Genomic DNA, 20,000 nt, shown 5'->3' on the forward strand with positions numbered 1-20,000 from the left:
CGCATCCCCGCAGGAGCGGGGGAATAGCGACTTAATCCCCTCCGTCCCCTTTTTCCGCAGGGGGCGGAGGGCTGGTAAAATCGGGGGATACCCGTTCCTCGAGCCCTCCATGACCTGCCGCACCCGCTTCGCCCCCAGTCCCACCGGCTACCTGCATATCGGTGGCGCCCGCACCGCGCTGTACTGCTGGCTGGAGGCCCGCCACCGTGGCGGCGAGTTCGTGCTGCGCATCGAGGACACCGACCGTGAACGCAGCACCCAGGGCGCGATCGACGCCATCCTGGAGGCGATGGAGTGGCTGGGCCTGGGCTACGACGAAGGTCCGTTCTACCAGACCGAGCGCGTCGCCCGGTACAAGGAAGTGGCCGAGCAGCTGATCGCCGACGGCAAGGCGTACTACGCCTATGAAACCCGCGAAGAGCTGGATGCCATGCGCGAGGCCGCGATGGCCAAGCAGGAAAAGCCGCGCTACAACGGCGCCGCGCGCGAGCAGGGGCTGCCGTACCGGGACGACCCGAACCGCGTCATCCGCTTCAAGAATCCGCTTGAAGGTACGGTGGTGTTCGATGATCTGATCAAGGGCCGCATCGAGATCGCCAACAGCGAACTGGATGACATGGTCATCTTCCGTCCGGACGGCTACCCCACCTACAACTTCGCGGTGGTGGTGGACGACTGGGACATGAAGATCTCCGAAGTCATCCGTGGCGACGACCACATCAACAACACCCCGCGCCAGATCAACCTGTACGAAGGCATCGGCGCGCCGGTGCCGAAGTTCGGCCACATGCCGATGATCCTGGACGAGCAGGGTGCCAAGCTGTCCAAGCGCACCGGCGCGGCCGACGTGATGCAGTACAAGGACGCCGGTTACCTGCCCGACGCGCTGCTGAGCTACCTGGCCCGGCTGGGCTGGTCGCATGGCGACCAGGAACTGTTCAGCCGCCAGGAGCTGATCGACCTGTTCGACGTGAAGGACTGCAATTCCAAAGCCTCGCGCCTGGACATGGCCAAGCTGGGCTGGGTCAACCAGCACTTCCTGAAGACCGAGGAACCGGCCGCGATCGCGCCGCACCTGGTCTACCAGCTGCAGAAGCTGGGCCTGGACGTGGGCGCTGGCCCGGCGCCGGTGGACGTGGTGATCGCCCTGCGCGAGCGCGTGCAGACCCTGAAGGAAATGGCCGAGAAGGCCGTGGTCTGGTACCAGCCGCTGAACGAGTACGATGAAGCGGCCGTGGCCAAGCACTTCAAGGCCGGTGCGGAACTGCCGCTGGGCAAGGCCCGCGAGCTGCTGGCAGCCCTGCCGGAGTGGACCGCCGAGGCTGTTGGCGTGGCCCTGCACGATGCAGCTGCGGCGCTGGAAATGGGCATGGGCAAGGTCGCCCAGCCGCTGCGCGTGGCCATCACCGGCACCCAGGTCAGCCCTGACATTTCCCATACCGTGTACCTGGCTGGCCGCGAGCAGGCCTTGAAACGCATCGATGTGGCCATCACCAAGGTAGCAACGGCCTGAGCCCACCGGCCCACGCCCGAACTGGAGAACGCGCATGTCCGCCAAAACCGCCTGTACGGCCCCGCACCATCATGTCCACGACGCTTCGGATTTCGTGGCGGTGGTCGAGCGTGTCTCGCGTGAGCGCGGGCTGCGCCTGACCCCGATCCGCGCCAACGTGCTCAAGCTCATCGCCGAGGCCGGCAAGCCGGTCAAGGCCTACGAGTTGCTGGAGTGGGTTCGCAACGGCAAGGGTGTGGGCGCTGATGCCCCGCCTACCGTGTACCGCGCGCTGGATTTCCTGATGGCCAATGGCTTCGTGCACAAGCTGGAATCGGTCAATGCCTTCGTGGCCTGCCACCATCCCAGCAGTGCGGCCCATTCGGTGCCGTTCCTGATCTGCAACAGCTGCCACAGCGCAGTGGAACTGGAAGACCGCGAGATCGTGACCCAGCTGGAGAAGCGGGCCAAGGAACTGGGCTTCCAGCCGCAGGCACAGACGCTGGAAGTGCACGGCCTGTGCGCACGCTGCGCCGGCTGACGGAACGGTAGTGCCGGCCGCTGGCCGGCATCCTCGCGATTGGGGTCAGATCCCTTTGCCAGTGGCAAAGGGATCTGACCCCATTTCACGGCTGCTTGCGCAGATGCTTCAGCACTGCCTTGCGTGCGGCGATCAACTCCGCATCCTCAAGCACCAGCGACTGCACCCAGTCCAACGCTTCGGCCACGCGTGCGCCGCGCACGGCATATAGGGCCAAGCACTGGCGTTGCGGCGTCGGCGCTTGGCTCCACGCGCGCTGCACCCGCTGCAGCAATGTCTGTTGGATATCCGTAGACACCGCCACACCCTTGTCGAACGACAGCAGCACGTTCAGCGCAGCCAACGCCCGCCACGGCGCTGACCTTGGATCATCCTGGCTGAAATCGGCCTGTCCGCAGAACGCCAGCAGGGCCGCAACCGAAGCCTCGCTGCGCACCTCTTCCAGCACCCCGATCACATAGGTCGCCATGCGCGGCTGATCCAGCAGCGGCGGCATCGCCGCCACGCCGCCATGGCCGAAAGCCGCACAGGCCCTTGCCCACGGCGCCATCGGCGCGAAATGCGTGCCATCGCCGTTGTACTGGAACTCCTCGCGCCAGCCATGCAGCGCGCACAGACGTTCAATCTCGGCCGCACCTTCGACACCATGCTCAAGCACGAAGCCGATCAGGTCTTCCACCTCGACCGCACCGCCATGCTCCAGCGGCGCAGGACCTTTGGCCGCCTTACGGGCCAGTGCGTTGAACTTCATCGTTGTCGTCTGTTCCTGCAGCAAAGCAGTCGAGCATGGCTCAACACTACAAAAAAGCGGAGCCGCGCGCTTTTGCTTTTGATTTTCATCCTTTGATTCACGTGGCTGACGCGCACGGAACCTGTCCGTGGCCGGGTGGGTGGGGTAGGCGGGACCGCAGGCGCCATGGATGGCGCCTACGAGTCCCCAGGGATGGGTTCACGGCGTGTCCCGCCTGCCTCACCCACCCGGCCAATCCCGCCAATCCAACCGCAACGATCAGCCACGAGGGGCTCCGCCGTTCGCTGTCTTCGACGAAGCCGCGCAGTCAAGCAGGCCCGCGCCTAGTCCATCGGCTTCGTCGCAGTATCCACCCGCACGATCACCGACATGCCCGGCCGCAACCGCGCCGCCAGCTGCTGCTCCCCGTTGATCGAGATCCGCACCGGCAACCGCTGCACCACCTTGGTGAAATTACCGCTGGCATTGTCCGGTCGCAGCACGCTGAACTCCGATCCGGTGGCCGGCGCGATCTGCTCCACCCGTCCGCGCAGCACCTGGCCCTGGAACGCATCCACCGAGAACGATGCCGGCTGCCCGATCGCCATCTGCCAGGTCTGGCCTTCCTTGTAATTGGCCACCACCCACAATGCATCGGGCACCAGGAACAGCAGCTGCGAACCGGCCGCCACGTACTGGCCCACGCGCACGCTGGCTTCGCTGATCTGGCCATCGCGCGGCGCATGGATCACCGTGTTGGCCAGGTCGATGCGTGCCAGTTCCAGCTGCGCCTGCGCACTTTCCACCTGCGCCTCCAGGCTCTTGCGCGAGACCTGGGTGGAGACCAGGGTCTCCTCGGAGATGCGGATCTGCGCCTGCGACTGCTGCACGCTGGCCTGTGCAGAGGCTTGGCTGGTGCGGAACTTGTCGCGGTCGTTGATCGACACCAGCTGCTGCGCCGCCAGCTCCTCGTAGCGCTTGGCCTCATTGCGGGAGCGCTGCAGCTCAGCCTGTCCCGCCGACAGCGTGGCCTGCGCCGAAGCGATCTGCGCGCGGTTCTGCGCCTGTGACTGGTCCGAATTGGCCAGCGCCGCGCGCGCGCTGTCCAGCGTCGCCTGGGCCTGCGCCACCCGCTGCGCATAGATACGGTCGTCGATGCGCAGCAGCGGCTCGCCCTGCTTCACGTGCTGGAAATCCTTCACCAGCACATCGGTCACGTAACCGTTGACCTGCGGCGCCATCACCGTGATCTGCCCGCGCACATAGGCGTTGTCGGTCACCATCACGCTGCTGGTGAAGGGCCACAGATGCCAGGCGCGCAGGATCAGCGCGATGCCCAGCAACGCCACCACGACCATCACCACCACGCTGCGCGAACTCGGTTTCAGGTACTTCGGTGCGGCGGCCGGCGCGGCTGGCGTCGCCGCAGGCGCCGCATCGGTGGGCGGTGGCGGGGTGACGTTCTCGGCGGCGTCGGTGTCGTCTGGACGGGGCGGGACGGGAGGCATGGCGATGGACTCAGCGCGGTGCCGCGGTCGCAGCCGCAGCGGGGGAGGAAGGATGGCGCTTGCGCCATTGTTTGCGCACGGCGGTACGCAGCGACAGCAGCAGCAACCAGCACAGGAAACCGATCGCCAGCCAGCCGCTCAGGGTGAACACATCATTGAAGCCACGCACGTTGGCTTCGCGTCGGGTGGTCTGCGCCAGCTGCGCGCTGCCCTGTGCGCTGCGCAGCACCGGGTCGGTGATCTGCGCTGCGTACAGCTGCTGCTGGATGCGCAGGCGCTGCGCCACCACCGGGTCGGCGGGATCGAGCTGGCTGGTCAAGGCGCTGGAATACAGCTGTTCGCGATGCAGCTGGAACGTTCCCAGCACGGCCGAGCCGGCCAGTCCGCCCAGCGTCTGGGTGATCGACAAGGTCACCAGGAAGGTGATCATGTGGTCCACACCCTGTTTCAGCGCGGCGGAAATGCCGAGCATGATCAGCGGGCCCATGAACATGCCGGCGCCCACCGAGGCCAGGAACTGGCTGACGTAGAAGTCGTGTGGTCGATCCATGCTGGTGCGGTGCTGGTCGAAGAACGCGGCTGCACCCAGCAGCAGGATCGCCATCAGCAGCTGCGCGATCAGCCGCTTCGGGCCGAAGGTGATCGCCGCGCCGGCGATGCCGGTCACCACGCCGGCCAGGATCACCACGAACAACGGCCGCATCTGGTCCGGCCCCATGCCCAGGGTGCGCATCAGGTTGACCACGCCGTAGGACTGTTCGGTGGTCAGGAAGCGGATCAGGAAGGCGCCAACGATGAAGTGCATCACCGGCAGGGTCGACAGCCAGCGGATCTGCAGCAGCGGATTGCGCCGGTAGTGTTCGATGATCAGCGCGGTGGTGGTCAGCGCGATGGAGGCGATCAGCGCCCAGCCCAGCCACGGCGTGTTCAACCACCAGCGCGTGTAGCCCTGCGCGAGCACGATCACCAGCAGGGCGACGGCAGGCGCGAGCAGGGCGAAGGTGAGGAAGTCCAGAGGTTCGAAGGCCTTGACCTGGATGCCGGGCGGCAGCTTCAGCACCACCACGGCAGCAAACGCGCACAGCGCCAGCCCTGCTTCGAACGAATACAGCTGGTGCCATTGACCGGTATCGACCAGGCCCGGCGAGACGATCCAGGCAATCGGCACCGCCAGCTGCGACAGGCCAACGCCGACCACCAGCAGGTTGCCGGTGAAACGCCGCGGCAGTGCCTGCAGCATGTACAGCGTACCCAGCGTCGAACATGCCGCGCCGGCGAAACCGCTGGCGGCGCGGGTCAGCATGGTGGTCTCGAAGCTGCCGACGAACAGGTGCAGCACCGCCAGCGCCGCATACAGCCCCAGGCCGATCTCGGCGAACAGGCGGATGCCGTACTGCTGGCGGAACTTGAAGGCCAGCAGGTTGGCGGTCACGTTCACCATGGCGTAGGCGGCGACCAGCCAGCTGCCCTGGGTGGGAGTGAGTGCCAGTTGTCCCTGCAGGAAGGGCAGGTTGGCCGTTACCAGCGCGTTGCCAAGGCCGCCGGTGATGGCCACCAGCAGCGACACCAGCGCATAGGCTGCACGCCGATAGGGTGGGTGCCACGGCATCGACGCCGAACCGGGCATGGTCGGCTTCTCGTGCTCCTCCCAATCCGGCACCGGCTTGAGGTACGGCTGCACCATCAGCGTTCCCCGCTGGCTGCTCCCTGGAGTCCCCCGCGCAGCAGCTGCAGGGCACGCCCGGCCAGCTGGGCACGCTCATCGCGGGTCTTGCCGCGCAGGGCCGCACCCAGCATGCCCGAGATCAGTGAAATATCCGTCTTCTCCAGATCGGGCCGGCACAGGCCAGCGGCTTTGGCACGGGCGATAGGCGCTTCCAGCAGGTCGCGCACGGTCTCGCGTGCGGTGCGCATGGCCGGAACATCCGAATCGACCGCGCGCCAATAATCGGCCAGCGCAGGCGAATCGACGATGCGCTGGGCCATGCCTTCGAACACCTCGAACAGGGCGTCGTCGCGGTCGCCAAGCTGCTCGACCTGGCGGCGGATGCGGTCGACCGTGCGCTGCAGCAGCGCCTGGATCAGCGCGGTACGGTCGGGGAAATTGCGGTACAGGGTGGCGCGACCGACTTCGGCACGCTCCACCACCAGGTCCAGCGGCGCGGTAACGCCATGTTGGCCGAACACATGGTCGGCGGCATCGAGGATGAGGGCTCGGCGGGCAGCAGCATCGGCACGTTGGGTGGTCATGGCTTCATTTTCGGACAAACATGTCCGGATGGCGAGAGACGAATGGCGACGGGATTGTCCGCTTGTTGTCGTACGCACATCTTTGTGACGCCTGTGTGAGGGGCGGCTGGGAGCGTAAAAAAAACGGGGGGCCACCTGGCCCCCCGGGAGAGAACGACAGCACGTAGCCATCAAAGTCGGTAGCTCCACGCCATGCGTGGATGCACTTACCCTTAGATCCACGCCATGCGTGGATCCATTTCCAGTAGATCCACGCCATGCGTGGATGCCCCATCAGAAGAACGCGCGGATCCCGAAAGCGACACCACGGCCCGGCAGCGGCGAGTAATCCTTCAACAGCGAGGTGTGCGGACGCACTTCGCGGTTGGTCAGGTTGCTGCCGTCCAGGAACAGCTCGTAGCTGTTGCTGTCGCTGCGGTCCCAGCGGTAGGCCAGGTGCGCATCGACCAGGGTGTAGCCGTTGCTCGGCGCCTCGTTCTGCGCCACGTCCTTCTGCCGGCTGTAACGCACCGCGCCCACCGAGGCACGCCAGCCATCCTTCGCCCAGCGCAGGTCGGCGCCGACACGGGCCGGTGCGATGCGCGGCAGGTAACCGGTGTTGGCCAGTTCCACGCTGTAGTTGTGGTTGTGGTCACCGTGCGGCACGGCGATGTCGAGGGTGCGGCTGCCGTTGCCGTCCAGCTTGGCCTGCACGTAGTCGCCGAATACGCGCAGGTCCCAATCGCCGGCACCGCCTTCGAACAGGTGCACCAGCGCTTCGGCCTCGGCGCCCTTGAACACCGCGTCCTGCTGGGTCCAGGCACGCACCGGCAGGCTCTCGGTCACGCCGGTGTCAGCCAGGTAGATGAAGTCCTTGAACTTGGTCTGATAGATCGCGGCGGAGAAATCGAGGCGTTCGCTGTGGGTGTGGATGCCCAGTTCGATGCGCTGGCCGCGCTCGGTCTTCAGGTTGGCATCACCGATTTCCAGCGAGCGGGTGGCGATGTGTGCGCCAGCGGCGTACAGCTCTTCATTGGTCGGCGCGCGCTCGGAACTGTCCACGCCGATGCGCAGGTCGACGGCATCGTTGAGCTTCCAGATGCCGGCGGCCGACAGGTTGGTCGCATCGAACTTGCGGCGCTGGTAGTCGCCGGTCGGGTCCAGCTTGACCTGGTCGTGGCGGCCGCCCAGTTCCAGCTTGAACGGACCGAACTGCTTTTCCTGCAGCACGAACACGCCGATGTTCTTGGTGCCGGTATCCGGCACGAAGGCTTCTTCGCCCTTCGCGCCGAAATCGCTGTTGCCGACCTGCAGGCCGAAGGCGCCGTCCCAGCCGCCGATCTGCTGCTGCACCGCTTCCAGGCGGCCTTCGATGCCGCGGTTGGTGAAGCGGGTGGACGGCGTGCCGGCTTCCAGTTCCACGTGCTCGTAGTCGGTGTAGGCCACACGCGCGTTGATGTTCTTCAGGAACGACACCGGGTTGTAGATGCCGGCCTTGGTCTCGAAGCGGTTCTGCACCATGTCGATGCGCACGTCATGCTCTTCACCTTCCTCCTCCTCGCCATGGTCGTGGTCGTGACCATGGTCGTGGTCATCGCCGTCGGCATGCACATGGGCGCCGTTGGGAATGCCGTAGTTGGTCCGGTAGGTGCTGGCAGAGACGCCGAAGTAGCCGCCTTCACCCAGCCAGGTGGCGCCGACACCGCCGGCGCGGGTGCGGATGGAGCTGTTGTCCAGGCGGCCGCGACGCGGCTCTTCGCCTTCCTCGCCTGCGTGGTCGTGGTCATCGTGGTGGTCTTCCAGGCCGTCGATCACCGCGTAGCCGGGAATGCGGAAGTCGTCGCCATTGCGCACCAGGCCATCCACGTGCAGCACGACATTGCCGCTCACGCCGTCAAGGCGGAACATGCCGCTGCGCTCGTCGTTGACCGAGTTGCCGCGCAGTTCGGCGCGGCCGCTGAGCGGACGGTCCGGCAGTTCGCGCGCGATGCGGCCATCGACCACGTTCACCGCGCCGCCGATCGCGCCGCTGCCGAACAGCAGGGTCGCGGGGCCTTTCAGCACTTCGATCTGGTCGGCCAGGAACGGCTCGATGCTGGTGGCGTGGTCGGCGCTGACGGTGGAGGCGTCCATGTTGCCCATGCCGTTGGACAGCACGGCCACGCGCGGGCCTTCCTGGCCGCGGATGATCGGGCGGCCGACACCGGGGCCGAAGAAGGTGCTCTGCACGCCGGGCAGCTTGGCCACGGTGTCGCCGAGGGTGCCGGCCTTCTGCTCGTCCAGGCGCTCACCGGCCAGCACTTCAACCGGGCGTGCCAGCGATTCGGCATCACCCTGCAGCGGCGACGCGGTGACCTGTACCGAGGACAGTTCGGTCAGGTGGCGGTCACGATGCGAATCATCGTCGGAGGCCGCAAAGGCGACGGACGGCAGCAGCGCAGCGAGCGCCAGGGCCAGGGAATGCGGCTTGAAACGAGGGTGGTGGGAGGGCATGGGCGGTCCTTTGTTACAATGTATCAATCGGGTGGCGCACGAATCCCGTCGGCGGGACAGGGGCAGGGAAACCGTGCGGGTCGGGGATCGATGTTATATTATTCCATAACGATTCGCCGCCCTGCTGGAAGTCATGCCTTTGCCCTCACGCCTGCGCCACCTGCTCGATCGCTTCGGCGCCACCGGTTCGATGCTGTGCGCGGTGCATTGCGCGGTGATTCCGCTGCTGCTGGCAGCGGCGCCCTCGCTGGGCCTGTCTTTCTGGCTCAGTGATGGCGTGGAAAAAGCGCTGGTGGTGTTCGTGACCCTGCTGGGCTTGTTCAGCCTGGTCTGGGGCTATCGGCGCCACGGCGCGCTGCGTGCGCTGGCGTTCCTGATTCCCGGCCTGGTCGCTTTGTGGGCCGGTGTGCTGTACGACCCGCTGCACCACAACGCGGTGCCGCACGCAGTGGTGATGACGCTGGGCGGGCTGCTGGTCGGCATCGCGCATCTGGTCAATCTGCGCCTGAATCACGGGCACGTGCACGACGCAAGCTGCGCGCACTAGGCCCGGCGTGCTAGGATTTCCGATCGTGCGCGGGGGCGTCCAGCAAGACGGTCCCGCCAAACCCGTGTCAGAACGGGGTAACCAGATTTCATACTTGAGGAGTTGATGACATGGGTAAGGGTGACCGCAAGACCGCCAAGGGCAAGCGCTACAACGCCAGCTACGGCAACGCCCGTTCGCACACCGCGAGCAAGGTCGCTGTAGGCACCGCCGCCCCGGTTGCCAAGAAGACCGTGGCCAAGGCTCCGGCGAAGAAGGCTGTGGCCAAGAAGGCAGTGGCCAAGGCCGGCTGATCCGCCGACCGACCGGTCCAAAGAAAACGCGGCGCTCGGCGCCGCGTTTTTTTTTGCTCATTTTTGTAGAGCCGAGCCCAGGCTCGGCTGGCGCAATGCAGCCGAGCATGGGCTCGGCTCTACAACGTATTCAACGCAGGGTCTGCTTCAGCGTTTCCGGATTGCCATCGTTCGCCGCTTCCGGCACCTGCAGCAGGTGCGCCAGCAGCGGATAGAGATCGACGTTGTCGAAACCGTCGATCACCAGGCCTTGCCGGAATGAAGGGCCACGAGCCACGAACACGGCGCGCATCGACGGCAACGCGTTGTCGTAGCCATGCGAGCCGCGATCGGCGTGCTCGCGCTTGGCGATCTTTTCGCGCGTCAGTGCGTCCCAGCCCTCATCCATCTGGCAGACGATCGCCGGCACGCGCGGATGGCTGCCGTAGTGCCAGCGCGCCGGCAGGTTTTCCTTCTTCCAGCATTCGTAGTGGGCATGACGGCCGAGCAGGGCGCGCTCGGCCTCTGCCTCATGTCCCGCCACCGGCGCGAAGCCGACCGACTGGCCCGGGCTGACGTTGCGCGCGATGCTGGGATCAACCATCGATTCGAGGGCGATCACCTGGCCCTCCGGCACCGACGCCATGCCATGGTCGGAGACCACGATCACGTTGGTGGTATCGGTCAGGCCGTGCTGCTGCAGGCCATCGAGCACCTGGCCGACGATCCGGTCGGCCTGCACGATGGCATCGGTGTATTGCCTGGATTCCGGCCCAAAGTTGTGGCCGGCCTTGTCCACATGTTCCATGTACAGCGTCGTCAGGCGCGGGGCATCGGCATCGGTCTGCGACAGCCAGTCGAGCACGGTCTGCGCACGCTGTTGCAGGGGCTCCTTGGCGTTGTAGATGCGCCACTGGCTGGGGCGCGTGCCCTGGATCTCGGCTTCGCTGCCTGGCCATGAAGTGGTGGCGGTGCGCACACCGACTTTCTCGGCACCCACCCAGATCGGTTCGCCGCCCCACCATCCGCTGTTGGTCACCGCGGTGCGGTCGTGCAGCGCGAAGCGCCCCAACGCAGCGTCGTCCATGCTGTTGTTGATGATGCCGTGGTGGTCCGGGCGCAGGCCGGTGACCAGCGTGTAGTGATTGGGGAAGGTGAGTGACGGATAGGAAGGCGTCATCCAGCGCGCACGCACACCACCGTCGATGATCCGCTGCAGGTTCGGGGTGAGACCGCGATCCAGCGCATCGGCGCGCAGGCCGTCGATGGAGATCAGCAGCAGCTTCGGCGGCGTGGCCGGGGTCGCATTCGTGCCGCTTGCCGCAGCGATTGTCGAAGGCGAAGGCGTGGTGGTGCAGGCGGCCAAGGGCAGCAGCAGCGCCAGCGTGCAGGTCAGGCGTACGGATGTCATCCGCCCATGATAATCCGCGGCAATGACGTACCAAAGACACGTGGCGCTCTTGGGCGGCGCGTGTCCACGCATTTTTCCTGTTCCCCGTGCCTGTCGGCAGACAGATTGCGGATGCTTCCATCCACGCATGGCGTGGATCTACCGTCACCGGGAACCTGTCAGGGGTGGGATGGATCGGGTATGCAGGACCGTTGGCGCCATGGATGGCGCCATCGAGCCCCCACGGACGGGTTTACGGCGTGTCCTGCATACCCGATCCATCCCACCAACTCTCAGGCAATCCAGAGCCGGCTGTTGCTTCGGCGGTTGCTGTTGCTCCGGCCTCGGCGGGTGCCGGGCGCAGCCCGGCCAGCAAACCTCATGCAAACAACGGCGCCTGTCGCTGCTCCAGCCGCAGCAACGCCGCCTTGGTTTCAAGCCCGCCACCGAAGCCCGTCAACGTGCCGTTGCTGCCGATCACGCGATGGCAGGGCAGCACGATCGGCAACGGATTGCGGCCATTGGCCGCGCCAACCGCACGGGTCGCGGTGGGCTGGCCCAGCTGCTGCGCCAGCTGCAGGTAGCTCCAGGTCTGGCCGAAGGGAATCAACGCCAGCGCATGCCAGACGCGCAGCTGGAACGGCGTGCCATGCGGTGCCAGCACCAGGTCGAAATCACTGCGCTCACCATGCAGGTACTGCAGCAACTGTTCGCGCGCCTCCGGCAATGCACCCGGCGCGTAATGCCAGTGCTCGCGGCCGCGCGCAGGATGGCGGTTTTCCGGGAACAGAACGTGGGCCAGGCCATTGTCATCCCCGGCGATGGTCAGTTCACCGATCGGCGTGTCGAAGCGATCGAACAACAGGTTCATGAGGGTTCTCCAACGAAAGTGCCGGACAGGTGCCACAGATGCAGCACGGCATAGGCGCGCCATGGGCGCCACGATTGCGAACGCGCTTCGGTGGCGCGTTCGCTGAGGCGCTGGCCCTGTGCGTGGCCCAGCACCTGCTGCAGCACCAGATCACCGGCCGGGAAGGCATCAGGCTGGCCGAGCCCGCGCAGGGCAATGTACTGCGCTGTCCACGGGCCGATGCCGGGCAGTGCCACGCAGCGGGCGACGAAATCTTCCAGTGCCTGGCCCGGCCCGAAATCGAGCTCGCCGGTGGCGCAGGCCGCGGCGAGGGCGCGCACGGTGGCCGTGCGGCTGCGTGGCAGACCGATCGATTCCAATGGTGCTTCGGCAAGCACGTCCGGCGCCGGAAATTGACGGTCGAATTCAGACGGCATGCCGGGCAGGTGCGCACCGTAGGCATCGACCAGCCGCCGCGCGAACGTGGTTGCCGCCGCCACGCTTACCTGCTGGCCCAGCACCGCGCGTACGCCCACCTCGAAGCCGTCCCAGCCGCCCGGTACGCGCAGGCCGGGGCGCTCGTCGATGCCTCGTGCCAGCAACGGCTCGTCGCCCAGTGCTGCGTGCACCTGCTGCAGGTCGGCGTCCAGGTCGAACACGCGACGCACGCGGCGCACGATGTCCGGAATCAGGCGCGGGTCGACCGCGCCCAGCTGCAGGCGCAGCTCGGGCCGCTTCGGATCGGCGGTGACGCGCAGCAGGGTGGGGCGCTCGGCCGTGCCGAGTACGCGCTGGTAACTGTCTTCACCGATCAGCTCGATGCCGGGCAGGCTGCGCTTGCGCAGGAACGACAGCATCCGCGGGAAATCCAGCGGCGGTCGATAGCCCAGGCGCAGTACCAGCCCGCCATCGTCGGCGGCCAGTGGATGGTGTTGGCGGCGCAGTGCGGTGGGCGCCATGCCGCAGCCCTGCAGGAATGCCGTATTGAAGCGGCGCAGGCTGTTGTAACCGGCTGCCAGCGCCACGTCGGTCACCGGCAGCGTGGTTTCGGTCAGCAGCTGCTTGGCCAGCAGCAGGCGATGGGTCGCGTGGATCTGCCCTGGCGTTGCGCCCAGCCGTTCGACGAACAGGCGTTGCAGCTGGCGCGCGCTGAGGCCGATCTTCCCGGCCAGGTCGGCCACCGGCTGGTCCTGCAGGAAGCCCGCATGGATCAGCGCAAGGGCGCGTTGCACGGCCTGTCCGGCCAGCGCCTGTTGTGCCAGCGGGGCCAGTTCGGGGCGGCAGCGCAGGCAGGGACGATAGCCGGCCGAGGCGGCGGCAGCAGCCGTGGGGTAATAGGTGATGTTGCGCGGCTTCGGCGGCGGCGCCGGGCACACCGGGCGGCAGTAGATGCCGGTGCTGCGGACGGCGGTGAAGAACACGCCGTCGAAGCGCGCATCACGGGCCAGGCGGGCGCGGTCGCAGGCGGCGGTGTCGAGGGCGAGTGCGGTATCCATGGCGCCAGTCTAGGCGTGTCCGGGGGACAGTACTCGCCATATTCGGACATGGATGCTGGGGGAGGTCGGCCGGGCTGCGCCCGGCACCCGCGGGGGGGCAACGGCGACGTCAACAGCAACAGCAACGTCAAAAACCTGCATTCCTTGGGATGGCGGGGTGGGTCCGGTTGCGGGGGACGCCGTAAACCCGTCCATGGGGGCTTGGCCGCGGCATCCATGCCGCGGACACCCCCGTAACCGGACCCACCCCGCCTTCGACAGTTGGCCGCGATCTGTTGGAACGGCGTTCTGTGCTGCTGGTAGGTGTCGACCTTGGTCGATGCGTAGATCCACGCCATGCGTGGATGGGAAGGTGGAAGACACTGGAACGGGAAATGACAGGGCCTGAGGGTCAGAGGAGGTTCAGTGGCGCGCGCTGAATGCGCGCCATGGGCAGGTAGACTGTGGTTCTTATCTGTCCGAATTCCGGTTGCCCGATGTCCGCCAAACTCCGCTGGTTGCCCTTGTTGTGCCTGGCCCTGGCGGGCTGCAGTCAGTTGGAGAATCCCGGCAACGTCACTGCCGCCGACAAGGCCACGCGTGCCCCGGCCAGCGATGGCGAGAACATGGTGTCGATCAATGCCGCCGATGCGCCGGCGCCACCGCCGCAGGCGCGCAGCAGGGCCGACCGGCCCTGGCCGCAGACCCAGCTGGACAATGGCAAGGCGTGGATCAGCTGCAGCACCGACTACGCCGGCGAGGGCGGCGATGGCCTTGAGCTGGAAGGCCTGCAGCGCGAACAGCTGAAGCAGGCGCTGGCGCCGTGTGCCGAGCGTGGGCTGCTGCGCGTGCGCTACAACGGCAAGATCAATCCCGGGTTTGCCGAGATGATGTGGCGGCTGGCGGTGGTTGCCGACGAACTGCAGATCCACAAGCGCATCCTCGACCTGGATTCCAGTGGCGGCCAGGTGGAATCGGCGATCGTTGCCGGTGACAGCATCGGTGAATCCGGCTGGACCATCTGGGTGCGCGAGGGCTCGATCTGCCACAGCGCCTGCGTGTTCGTACTGGCTGCCGGCGACAACCGCCTGCTGACCGGCAAGGTCGGCATCCACCGCATGATGCGCATCAGTTCCAAGGCCACGTCGCGCGCGGAACTCAACCGCGAGCTGCACGAGGTCTATGACAACGTGAAGGACTACCTGCAGCGCAATGGCGTGGCGGTGGGCGTGGCCGACCTGATGATGACCGTGCCCAACCGCAGCCTGCGCCTGCTGACGGCCGAAGAGCTTCGCCAGTACGGCCTGGACGGAACCAACGCGGTGCAGGATGACCTTGAGCGTATCAAGCAGATGCGCGCCTGCGGCGACGATTTCGTGCAACGCAAGGATGCGTTCCTGGTGGCCTTCGACCAGCAGTGCAAGCGCGATGGCGCCGACATGGAATCGATCAACAGCTGTGGCCAGTCGCTGAAGCAACGCTTCGGCTTCCCCGATCCGGTGTGCCCGGAGGAAAGCCCGCTGTCGGAGATCGACGTGGCCACGCTGCCACCGGCACCGCCGGAGCAGCCGCCGGTGGCCGAGCAGGTGCCGGCGACATCGGCTGCACCGGCGGCGCAGGCCGACGCAGGCGCGGTGGAAGGCAGCGTCCAGGCGCGCTGACGGGCCACTCACTGCGCTGGCGTAGACTGCGGTTCTTTCCATCGAACCGGCGGTGTCCATGAAGCGCGTGCTCCTGCTGCTGTCCCTGTTGCCCCTGGCTGCACTGGCGCAAACGCCTGCACCGGCCACGCCCGCGCCGGCCCCGGCGCGCCCCGCGGCGAGCGCCCCGGCCGCCGCGAAACCGGCGACTGCTGCCACGCCGGTGCTGAGCCCGGCGCAGCAGGCGCAGGTGCAGAAACAGGACGCGGAAATGGGCAGCGCCGCATTGAAGGCCGCGCAACTGGTCGACGCCAATCGGGCGGGTGAGTTGTGGGACGGCGCCTCGGCTGTCGCTCGCCGCGCGGTGCCCAAGGCCGCCTTCGTCAGCCAGCTTGCAGCAGACCGCACGCGCCTGGGCGCGATGGCCGGCCGTGGCCAGCCGACCATCACCCGGGTCAAGTACGCTGCCGGCGCCGCCGTGCCCGAAGGGCTGTACATCAACGTCAGCTTCCCGACCCGCTTCGCCAACAGCGCGCAGCCGGTGCGCGAGCTGGTGTCGTTCCGCTTCGATGAAGACCAGACCTGGCGCCTGGCCGGTTACAGCCTGCGCGCATCCAGCCCCTGACGGAGATCGACGATGGCCACCGAACTGACGATGCTGGCGTGGGCGATGCTGCTGGGTTTCGTCTACATCTTCGCCGCCTCCACCGTGGTCACCCGCGAGCGCGGGATGAAATGGAACGCCTCTGCACGCGACGACTCGTCCAAGCCGCTGAGCCCGCTGGCAGGCAGGCTGCAGCGGGCGCAAGCCAACTTCTTCGAGACCTTCCCGTTCTTCGCTGCCGCTGCGATCGCGGTGGTGGTGGCCGGGCGTGGCAGCGATACCACTGCCTTGGTCGCGCAGGTCTACTTCTGGGCGCGTGTGGTGTACCTGCCGCTGTACGCGGCCGGCATTCCCTATGTGCGCAGCCTGGTCTGGCTGGTATCGATCGTGGCAATCCTGGCACTGGTCTGCGCGCTGCTGTGAAGTGCAGCTGATCCAGATCAAGGCCGGTCAGGCACGCGGCGCTATGCTGGCCGCGACTGGATCAACGGCAGGAGGCGCGCATGCGCAGGATGGACGTGGTGGTGGTCGGCGCCGGACCGGCCGGGTTGTGCTTTGCGCGCGCCCTGGCTGGTACTGGCTTGCAGGTGGGACTGGTCGAAGCGCAGCCGCGCCAGGCCTTGGCCGATGCCGCCTTCGATGGCCGTGAAATCGCCCTGACCCATGCGTCGCGGCAGAGCCTGGAACAACTGGGCCTGTGGCAACGCCTGCCCGAGACCGAGATTGCCGAGCTGCGCGACGCGCGGGTGATGAACGGCGGGTCGCCATTCGCGCTGACCTTCGCCAGCAGCCAGATCGATGGCCAGCCGCTGGGCTGGCTGGTGCCCAACCATCTGATCCGCCGCGCGGCCTGGCAGGCGGTGCAGGGCCAGGACGGGCTGGAGCTGTTCGATGGCCGCAAAGTGCAGGCGGTGCGCGCCGACAGCCAGGGCCACGTGGTGCGCCTGGATGATGGCAGCGAACTGCACGCGCGCCTGCTGGTGTGCGCCGACAGCCGCTTCTCCGGCACCCGCCGCATGCTCGGCATCGGTGCGCAGATGCGTGACTTCGGCAAATCGATGCTGGTCTGCAGGATGCAGGTCGAGCGCGATCATCACCACACGGCGTGGGAGTGGTTCGGCTATGGCCGCACGATGGCACTGCTGCCGCTCAACGAAGGCCAGGCATCGGCGGTGATCACCCTGCCACCGCGGCAGATCGAAGAACTGCTGGCGATGGATGAGATCGCGTTCGGGGACGCCATCAGCGGCTTCTTCGAGCACCGCCTGGGACGCATGCAGCCGGTAGCGACGCCGCAGGCCTATCCTCTGGTCGGGGTGTATGCGCAGCGCTTCGTCGGCGAACGTTCGGCGTTGATCGGTGATGCCGCGGTGGGCATGCACCCGGTCACCGCACATGGTTTCAACCTGGGCCTGGCCAGTGCGCAGCGGTTGGCGCAGGGCATCGCCGAGCAGCAGCGGCGCGGGGCGGACATCGCCGCCGCCGGCATGCTGGGCAGCTACCAGCGCGGGCATCGGCTGGCGGCGCGGCCGCTGTATGAGGCGACCAATGCGATTGCCAGCCTGTATACCGATGACCGCCGGCCGGCGCGCCTGTTACGCGCAGCGGGGTTGCGGGTAGCGCAGGGGGTGGCGCCGTTCCGGCAGCTGATTGCCGCCCACCTGACCCAGCGCGTGGCCTGACGGCCGCGCGGTGACTCAAGCGGCGGCCAGCACCCGGATCTGGCTGTCGTTGAACTCGACCACCTGGCCTGCGCGGATCTTGCAGGCCTTGCGCAGCTCGACCTCGCCATCGACCAGCACCAGGCCTTCGCTGATGACCATCTTGGCTTCGCCACCGCTGGTGACCAGGTCGGCCAGCTTGAGCAACTGCTTGAGTTCGACGTAGTCGCCGTCGAGGTCGAATTCGAGGATCTGCATGGAACGGGGTTTCCTGGGGCAGGCGCTGCAGGACAGGGCCCGCAGCGGTAAAATGGGCGCCTATTGTGCGCCACGGCGGGCCGTAACGGCATGCCGGTGGTTTCCTGTACACCTTGTTCAGGAACAGTGCGGTATCATTCCGCTCTGAGCGAGTGAAACCTCAGCTTCAACCGAGCAGCGCCAGGGCACGCGATAAGAAGGGCGCCCAAAGCGCGGAATCCCCCTTTTTTTCGCCTGCCATGCTCGTGGCAGTGCCTTCGGAGTTCCCCATGTCCCAAGAAACCCAAGCGCAGCTGCAGTTCGCGCAGCTCGGCCTGTCCGATTCTGTCATGCAGGCTGTCACTGCCATCGGCTACGAAACGCCGTCGCCGATCCAGGCCGCCACCATCCCGGCGATGCTGGAAGGCCGCGACGTGCTGGGCCAGGCCCAGACCGGTACCGGCAAGACCGCAGCCTTCGCGCTGCCGGTGCTGTCCAACATCGACCTGCAGCAGATCAAGCCGCAGGCCCTGGTGCTGGCCCCGACCCGCGAGCTGGCCATCCAGGTTGCCGAGGCGTTCCAGTCCTATTCCTCGAAGATTCCCGGCTTCCGCGTGCTGCCGGTGTACGGCGGCCAGCCTTACGGCCAGCAGCTGACGGCCCTGCGCCGCGGCGTGCACATCGTGGTCGGTACCCCCGGCCGCGTCATCGACCATCTGAACCGCAGCACGCTGGACCTGTCCGAGCTGAAGACGCTGGTGTTGGACGAAGCCGATGAAATGCTGCGCATGGGCTTCATCGACGACGTCGAAGCGGTGCTGAAGAAGCTGCCGGAGAAGCGCCAGGTGGCGCTGTTCTCGGCCACCATGCCGCCGGCCATCCGTCGTATCGCGCAGACCTACCTGAAGGACCCGGTCGAAGTCACCATCGCGACCAAGACCACCACCTCGGCCAACATCCGCCAGCGCTACTGGTGGGTGAGCGGCATGCACAAGCTGGACGCGCTGACCCGCATCCTGGAAGTCGAGCCGTTCGACGCGATGATCGTCTTCGCGCGCACCAAGGCCGGCACCGAGGAACTGGCCAGCAAGCTGCAGGCCCGTGGCCTGGCCGCTGCCGCCATCAACGGTGACATGCAGCAGGCCCAGCGTGAACGCACCATCGCCATGCTGAAGGAAGGCAAGCTGGACATCCTGGTCGCCACCGACGTGGCCGCCCGTGGCCTGGACGTGGAACGCATCAGCCACGTGCTGAACTACGACATCCCGTACGACACCGAAAGCTACGTGCACCGTATCGGCCGTACCGGCCGTGCCGGCCGCAGCGGTGAAGCGATCCTGTTCGCTACCCCGCGCGAGAAGGGCATGCTGCGCCAGATCGAGCGTGCGACCCGTCAGCCGATCGAAGAAATGCAGCTGCCGAGCGTGGAAGCGGTCAACGACAACCGCATCAACAAGTTCACCTCGCGCATCACCGAAACGCTGGGCCAGGGCGGCCTGGACTTCTACCGCCAGCTGCTGGAGCGTTTCGAATCCGAGCAGAACGTGCCGGCCATCGAAGTGGCCGCCGCACTGGCGAAGATGATGCAGGGTGATACCCCGTTCCTGCTGCAGCCGCCGGTGCGCGCCCCGCGCGAAGAACGTGCCCCGCGTGAGCGTTTCGAGCGCACTGAGCGCCCGGAACGTGGCGACCGCAACGAGCGCGGCCCGCGCTTCGAGCGTGGTCCGCGTCGTGACGATGCCGAGGGTGGCTTCGAGCAGCGTCCGCGCCGTGACGTGCCGCCGCGCGGCGCACCGGAGCAGGGCATGGAGACCTACCGCATCTCGGTCGGCCACCAGCACGGCGTGAAGCCGGCCAACATCGTCGGTGCCATCGCCAATGAAGCCGGCCTGGAAAGCCGCTTCATCGGTCGTATCGACATCCACGACGACTTCTCGCTGCTGGATCTGCCGGCACAGATGCCGTCGGACGTGCTGACCCACCTGCAGAAGGTGTGGGTGTCCGGCCAGCAGCTGCAGATGCGCCCGTTGGCGGCCGGTGAAGAAGTCAATCCGGCGCCGCGTCCGTTCAAGCCGCGCTTCGACAAGCGTGGTCCGGGCGGTCCGGGTGGCCCGGGTGCTCCGCGTCGCAGTGGTCCGGGTGGTCCCGGCGGCGACCGCGACAGCCGTCCGCCGCGTCGTGATGGCTTCAACAAGCCGCGCGGCCCGCGCAGCTTCTAAGCCGCACTGAAGTAGATCAACAACGCCAGCCTCCGGGCTGGCGTTGTTGTTTGTATGGGGGCAGGCCGGCTCGGCCGCCGCTGCCGATCACCGGCCGGGTCCGGTTTCGCAT

The 20,000-nt window shown here is 66.9% G+C and carries 18 protein-coding genes; 9 read left to right on the plus strand and 9 right to left on the minus strand.

Annotated features, from left to right (window positions below; all coding sequences use genetic code 11):
• The first annotated feature begins 109 nt into the window (after nt 1-109).
• Nucleotides 110-1,513 (plus strand): glutamate--tRNA ligase, encoded by a 1,404-nt coding sequence (gltX, locus tag CR156_RS03925; protein ID WP_100551979.1) that lies wholly within the window; start codon nt 110-112, stop codon nt 1,511-1,513.
• 34 nt (nt 1,514-1,547) lie between these two features.
• Entirely contained in the window at nt 1,548-2,033 is a 486-nt protein-coding gene (locus CR156_RS03930; RefSeq protein WP_025879333.1) for a Fur family transcriptional regulator, read from the plus strand.
• A gap of 85 nt (nt 2,034-2,118) precedes the next feature.
• Here CR156_RS03930 and CR156_RS03935 read toward each other — a convergent pair whose 3' ends face one another.
• The 5 genes from CR156_RS03935 to CR156_RS03955 all read right to left on the minus strand — a co-directional run bounded on the left by CR156_RS03935 (nt 2,119) and on the right by CR156_RS03955 (nt 8,993).
• The gene (locus CR156_RS03935; RefSeq protein ID WP_100551980.1) at nt 2,119-2,784 is read right to left on the minus strand and encodes a hypothetical protein; all 666 of its coding nucleotides are present in this window, start codon (nt 2,782-2,784) and stop codon (nt 2,119-2,121) included.
• A 323-nt stretch (nt 2,785-3,107) separates the two neighbouring features.
• Complete coding sequence (locus CR156_RS03940) at nt 3,108-4,271, minus strand: HlyD family secretion protein (protein WP_100551981.1); 1,164 nt, start codon at nt 4,269-4,271, stop codon at nt 3,108-3,110.
• A gap of 10 nt (nt 4,272-4,281) precedes the next feature.
• Nucleotides 4,282-5,955 (minus strand): MFS transporter, encoded by a 1,674-nt coding sequence (locus CR156_RS03945; protein WP_100551982.1) that lies wholly within the window; start codon nt 5,953-5,955, stop codon nt 4,282-4,284.
• A complete protein-coding gene (locus CR156_RS03950) occupies nt 5,955-6,521 on the minus strand; it encodes a TetR/AcrR family transcriptional regulator (protein ID WP_025879336.1) in 567 nt (188 codons plus the stop codon). The genes CR156_RS03945 and CR156_RS03950 overlap by 1 nt, the downstream gene beginning before the upstream one ends.
• Nucleotides 6,522-6,794: 273 nt before the next feature.
• On the minus strand, nt 6,795-8,993 hold the full coding sequence (locus CR156_RS03955; RefSeq protein ID WP_100551983.1) for a TonB-dependent receptor: 2,199 nt from the start codon (nt 8,991-8,993) through the stop codon (nt 6,795-6,797).
• 133 nt (nt 8,994-9,126) lie between these two features.
• Between CR156_RS03955 and CR156_RS03960 the strand changes: the two genes are divergently transcribed.
• Nucleotides 9,127-9,540, plus strand: coding sequence for a MerC domain-containing protein (locus tag CR156_RS03960; protein WP_025879338.1), 414 nt, complete (start codon nt 9,127-9,129; stop codon nt 9,538-9,540).
• A gap of 110 nt (nt 9,541-9,650) precedes the next feature.
• A complete protein-coding gene (locus CR156_RS03965) occupies nt 9,651-9,833 on the plus strand; it encodes a 30S ribosomal protein THX (protein ID WP_100551984.1) in 183 nt (60 codons plus the stop codon).
• A 130-nt stretch (nt 9,834-9,963) separates the two neighbouring features.
• On the opposite strand, the gene CR156_RS03970 is transcribed toward CR156_RS03965, so the two are convergent.
• The 3 genes from CR156_RS03970 to CR156_RS03980 all read right to left on the minus strand — a co-directional run bounded on the left by CR156_RS03970 (nt 9,964) and on the right by CR156_RS03980 (nt 13,548).
• On the minus strand, nt 9,964-11,223 hold the full coding sequence (locus tag CR156_RS03970) for an alkaline phosphatase family protein (protein WP_100551985.1): 1,260 nt from the start codon (nt 11,221-11,223) through the stop codon (nt 9,964-9,966).
• Between the two features lie 358 nt (nt 11,224-11,581).
• Nucleotides 11,582-12,073, minus strand: coding sequence for a methylated-DNA--[protein]-cysteine S-methyltransferase (locus tag CR156_RS03975; protein ID WP_100551986.1), 492 nt, complete (start codon nt 12,071-12,073; stop codon nt 11,582-11,584).
• Entirely contained in the window at nt 12,070-13,548 is a 1,479-nt protein-coding gene (locus tag CR156_RS03980) for a DNA-3-methyladenine glycosylase 2 family protein (protein WP_100551987.1), read from the minus strand. The genes CR156_RS03975 and CR156_RS03980 overlap by 4 nt, the downstream gene beginning before the upstream one ends.
• Before the next feature lie 476 nt (nt 13,549-14,024).
• On the opposite strand from CR156_RS03980, the gene CR156_RS03990 reads away from it, so the two are divergent.
• From CR156_RS03990 to ubiM, 4 genes are all read left to right on the plus strand, one after another.
• On the plus strand, nt 14,025-15,188 hold the full coding sequence (locus CR156_RS03990; protein ID WP_100551988.1) for a COG3904 family protein: 1,164 nt from the start codon (nt 14,025-14,027) through the stop codon (nt 15,186-15,188).
• 58 nt (nt 15,189-15,246) lie between these two features.
• The gene (locus CR156_RS03995; RefSeq protein WP_100551989.1) at nt 15,247-15,792 is read left to right on the plus strand and encodes a DUF4019 domain-containing protein; all 546 of its coding nucleotides are present in this window, start codon (nt 15,247-15,249) and stop codon (nt 15,790-15,792) included.
• 12 nt (nt 15,793-15,804) lie between these two features.
• Nucleotides 15,805-16,194: an MAPEG family protein gene (locus tag CR156_RS04000; RefSeq protein WP_100551990.1), complete on the plus strand. Its 390-nt coding sequence runs from the start codon at nt 15,805-15,807 to the stop codon at nt 16,192-16,194.
• An 80-nt stretch (nt 16,195-16,274) separates the two neighbouring features.
• Nucleotides 16,275-17,453, plus strand: a complete 1,179-nt coding sequence (ubiM, locus tag CR156_RS04005; RefSeq protein ID WP_100551991.1) for a 5-demethoxyubiquinol-8 5-hydroxylase UbiM — start codon at nt 16,275-16,277, stop codon at nt 17,451-17,453.
• Between the two features lie 15 nt (nt 17,454-17,468).
• Here the strand turns inward: ubiM and CR156_RS04010 are convergent, their stop codons facing one another.
• Nucleotides 17,469-17,690: an RNA-binding S4 domain-containing protein gene (locus CR156_RS04010; RefSeq protein WP_025877723.1), complete on the minus strand. Its 222-nt coding sequence runs from the start codon at nt 17,688-17,690 to the stop codon at nt 17,469-17,471.
• 269 nt (nt 17,691-17,959) lie between these two features.
• On the opposite strand from CR156_RS04010, the gene CR156_RS04015 reads away from it, so the two are divergent.
• Nucleotides 17,960-19,888 carry a DEAD/DEAH box helicase gene (locus tag CR156_RS04015; RefSeq protein ID WP_025877722.1) on the plus strand — a complete coding sequence of 643 codons (1,929 nt, stop codon included), beginning with the start codon at nt 17,960-17,962 and terminating at the stop codon, nt 19,886-19,888.
• The last annotated feature ends 112 nt before the right edge of the window (nt 19,889-20,000 follow it).

Origin of the sequence: Stenotrophomonas lactitubi (assembly GCF_002803515.1) — a bacterium.
GTDB classification, from domain to species: domain Bacteria; phylum Pseudomonadota; class Gammaproteobacteria; order Xanthomonadales; family Xanthomonadaceae; genus Stenotrophomonas; species Stenotrophomonas lactitubi.

Bases quoted from the DNA above. Each gene is read 5' to 3' on its own strand.
- CR156_RS04015 (WP_025877722.1), top strand. From the start codon at position 17,960: ATGTCCCAAGAAACCCAAGCGCAGCTGCAGTTCGCGCAGCTCGGCCTG.
- CR156_RS03935 (WP_100551980.1), bottom strand. From the start codon at position 2,784: ATGAAGTTCAACGCACTGGCCCGTAAGGCGGCCAAAGGTCCTGCGCCG.
- gltX (WP_100551979.1), top strand. From the start codon at position 110: ATGACCTGCCGCACCCGCTTCGCCCCCAGTCCCACCGGCTACCTGCAT.
- CR156_RS03955 (WP_100551983.1), bottom strand. From the start codon at position 8,993: ATGCCCTCCCACCACCCTCGTTTCAAGCCGCATTCCCTGGCCCTGGCG.
- CR156_RS03970 (WP_100551985.1), bottom strand. From the start codon at position 11,223: ATGACATCCGTACGCCTGACCTGCACGCTGGCGCTGCTGCTGCCCTTG.
- CR156_RS03980 (WP_100551987.1), bottom strand. From the start codon at position 13,548: ATGGATACCGCACTCGCCCTCGACACCGCCGCCTGCGACCGCGCCCGC.
- CR156_RS04010 (WP_025877723.1), bottom strand. From the start codon at position 17,690: ATGCAGATCCTCGAATTCGACCTCGACGGCGACTACGTCGAACTCAAG.
- ubiM (WP_100551991.1), top strand. From the start codon at position 16,275: ATGCGCAGGATGGACGTGGTGGTGGTCGGCGCCGGACCGGCCGGGTTG.
- CR156_RS04000 (WP_100551990.1), top strand. From the start codon at position 15,805: ATGGCCACCGAACTGACGATGCTGGCGTGGGCGATGCTGCTGGGTTTC.
- CR156_RS03995 (WP_100551989.1), top strand. From the start codon at position 15,247: ATGAAGCGCGTGCTCCTGCTGCTGTCCCTGTTGCCCCTGGCTGCACTG.
- CR156_RS03940 (WP_100551981.1), bottom strand. From the start codon at position 4,271: ATGCCTCCCGTCCCGCCCCGTCCAGACGACACCGACGCCGCCGAGAAC.
- CR156_RS03930 (WP_025879333.1), top strand. From the start codon at position 1,548: ATGTCCGCCAAAACCGCCTGTACGGCCCCGCACCATCATGTCCACGAC.
- CR156_RS03945 (WP_100551982.1), bottom strand. From the start codon at position 5,955: ATGGTGCAGCCGTACCTCAAGCCGGTGCCGGATTGGGAGGAGCACGAG.
- CR156_RS03990 (WP_100551988.1), top strand. From the start codon at position 14,025: ATGTCCGCCAAACTCCGCTGGTTGCCCTTGTTGTGCCTGGCCCTGGCG.
- CR156_RS03975 (WP_100551986.1), bottom strand. From the start codon at position 12,073: ATGAACCTGTTGTTCGATCGCTTCGACACGCCGATCGGTGAACTGACC.
- CR156_RS03960 (WP_025879338.1), top strand. From the start codon at position 9,127: ATGCCTTTGCCCTCACGCCTGCGCCACCTGCTCGATCGCTTCGGCGCC.
- CR156_RS03965 (WP_100551984.1), top strand. From the start codon at position 9,651: ATGGGTAAGGGTGACCGCAAGACCGCCAAGGGCAAGCGCTACAACGCC.
- CR156_RS03950 (WP_025879336.1), bottom strand. From the start codon at position 6,521: ATGACCACCCAACGTGCCGATGCTGCTGCCCGCCGAGCCCTCATCCTC.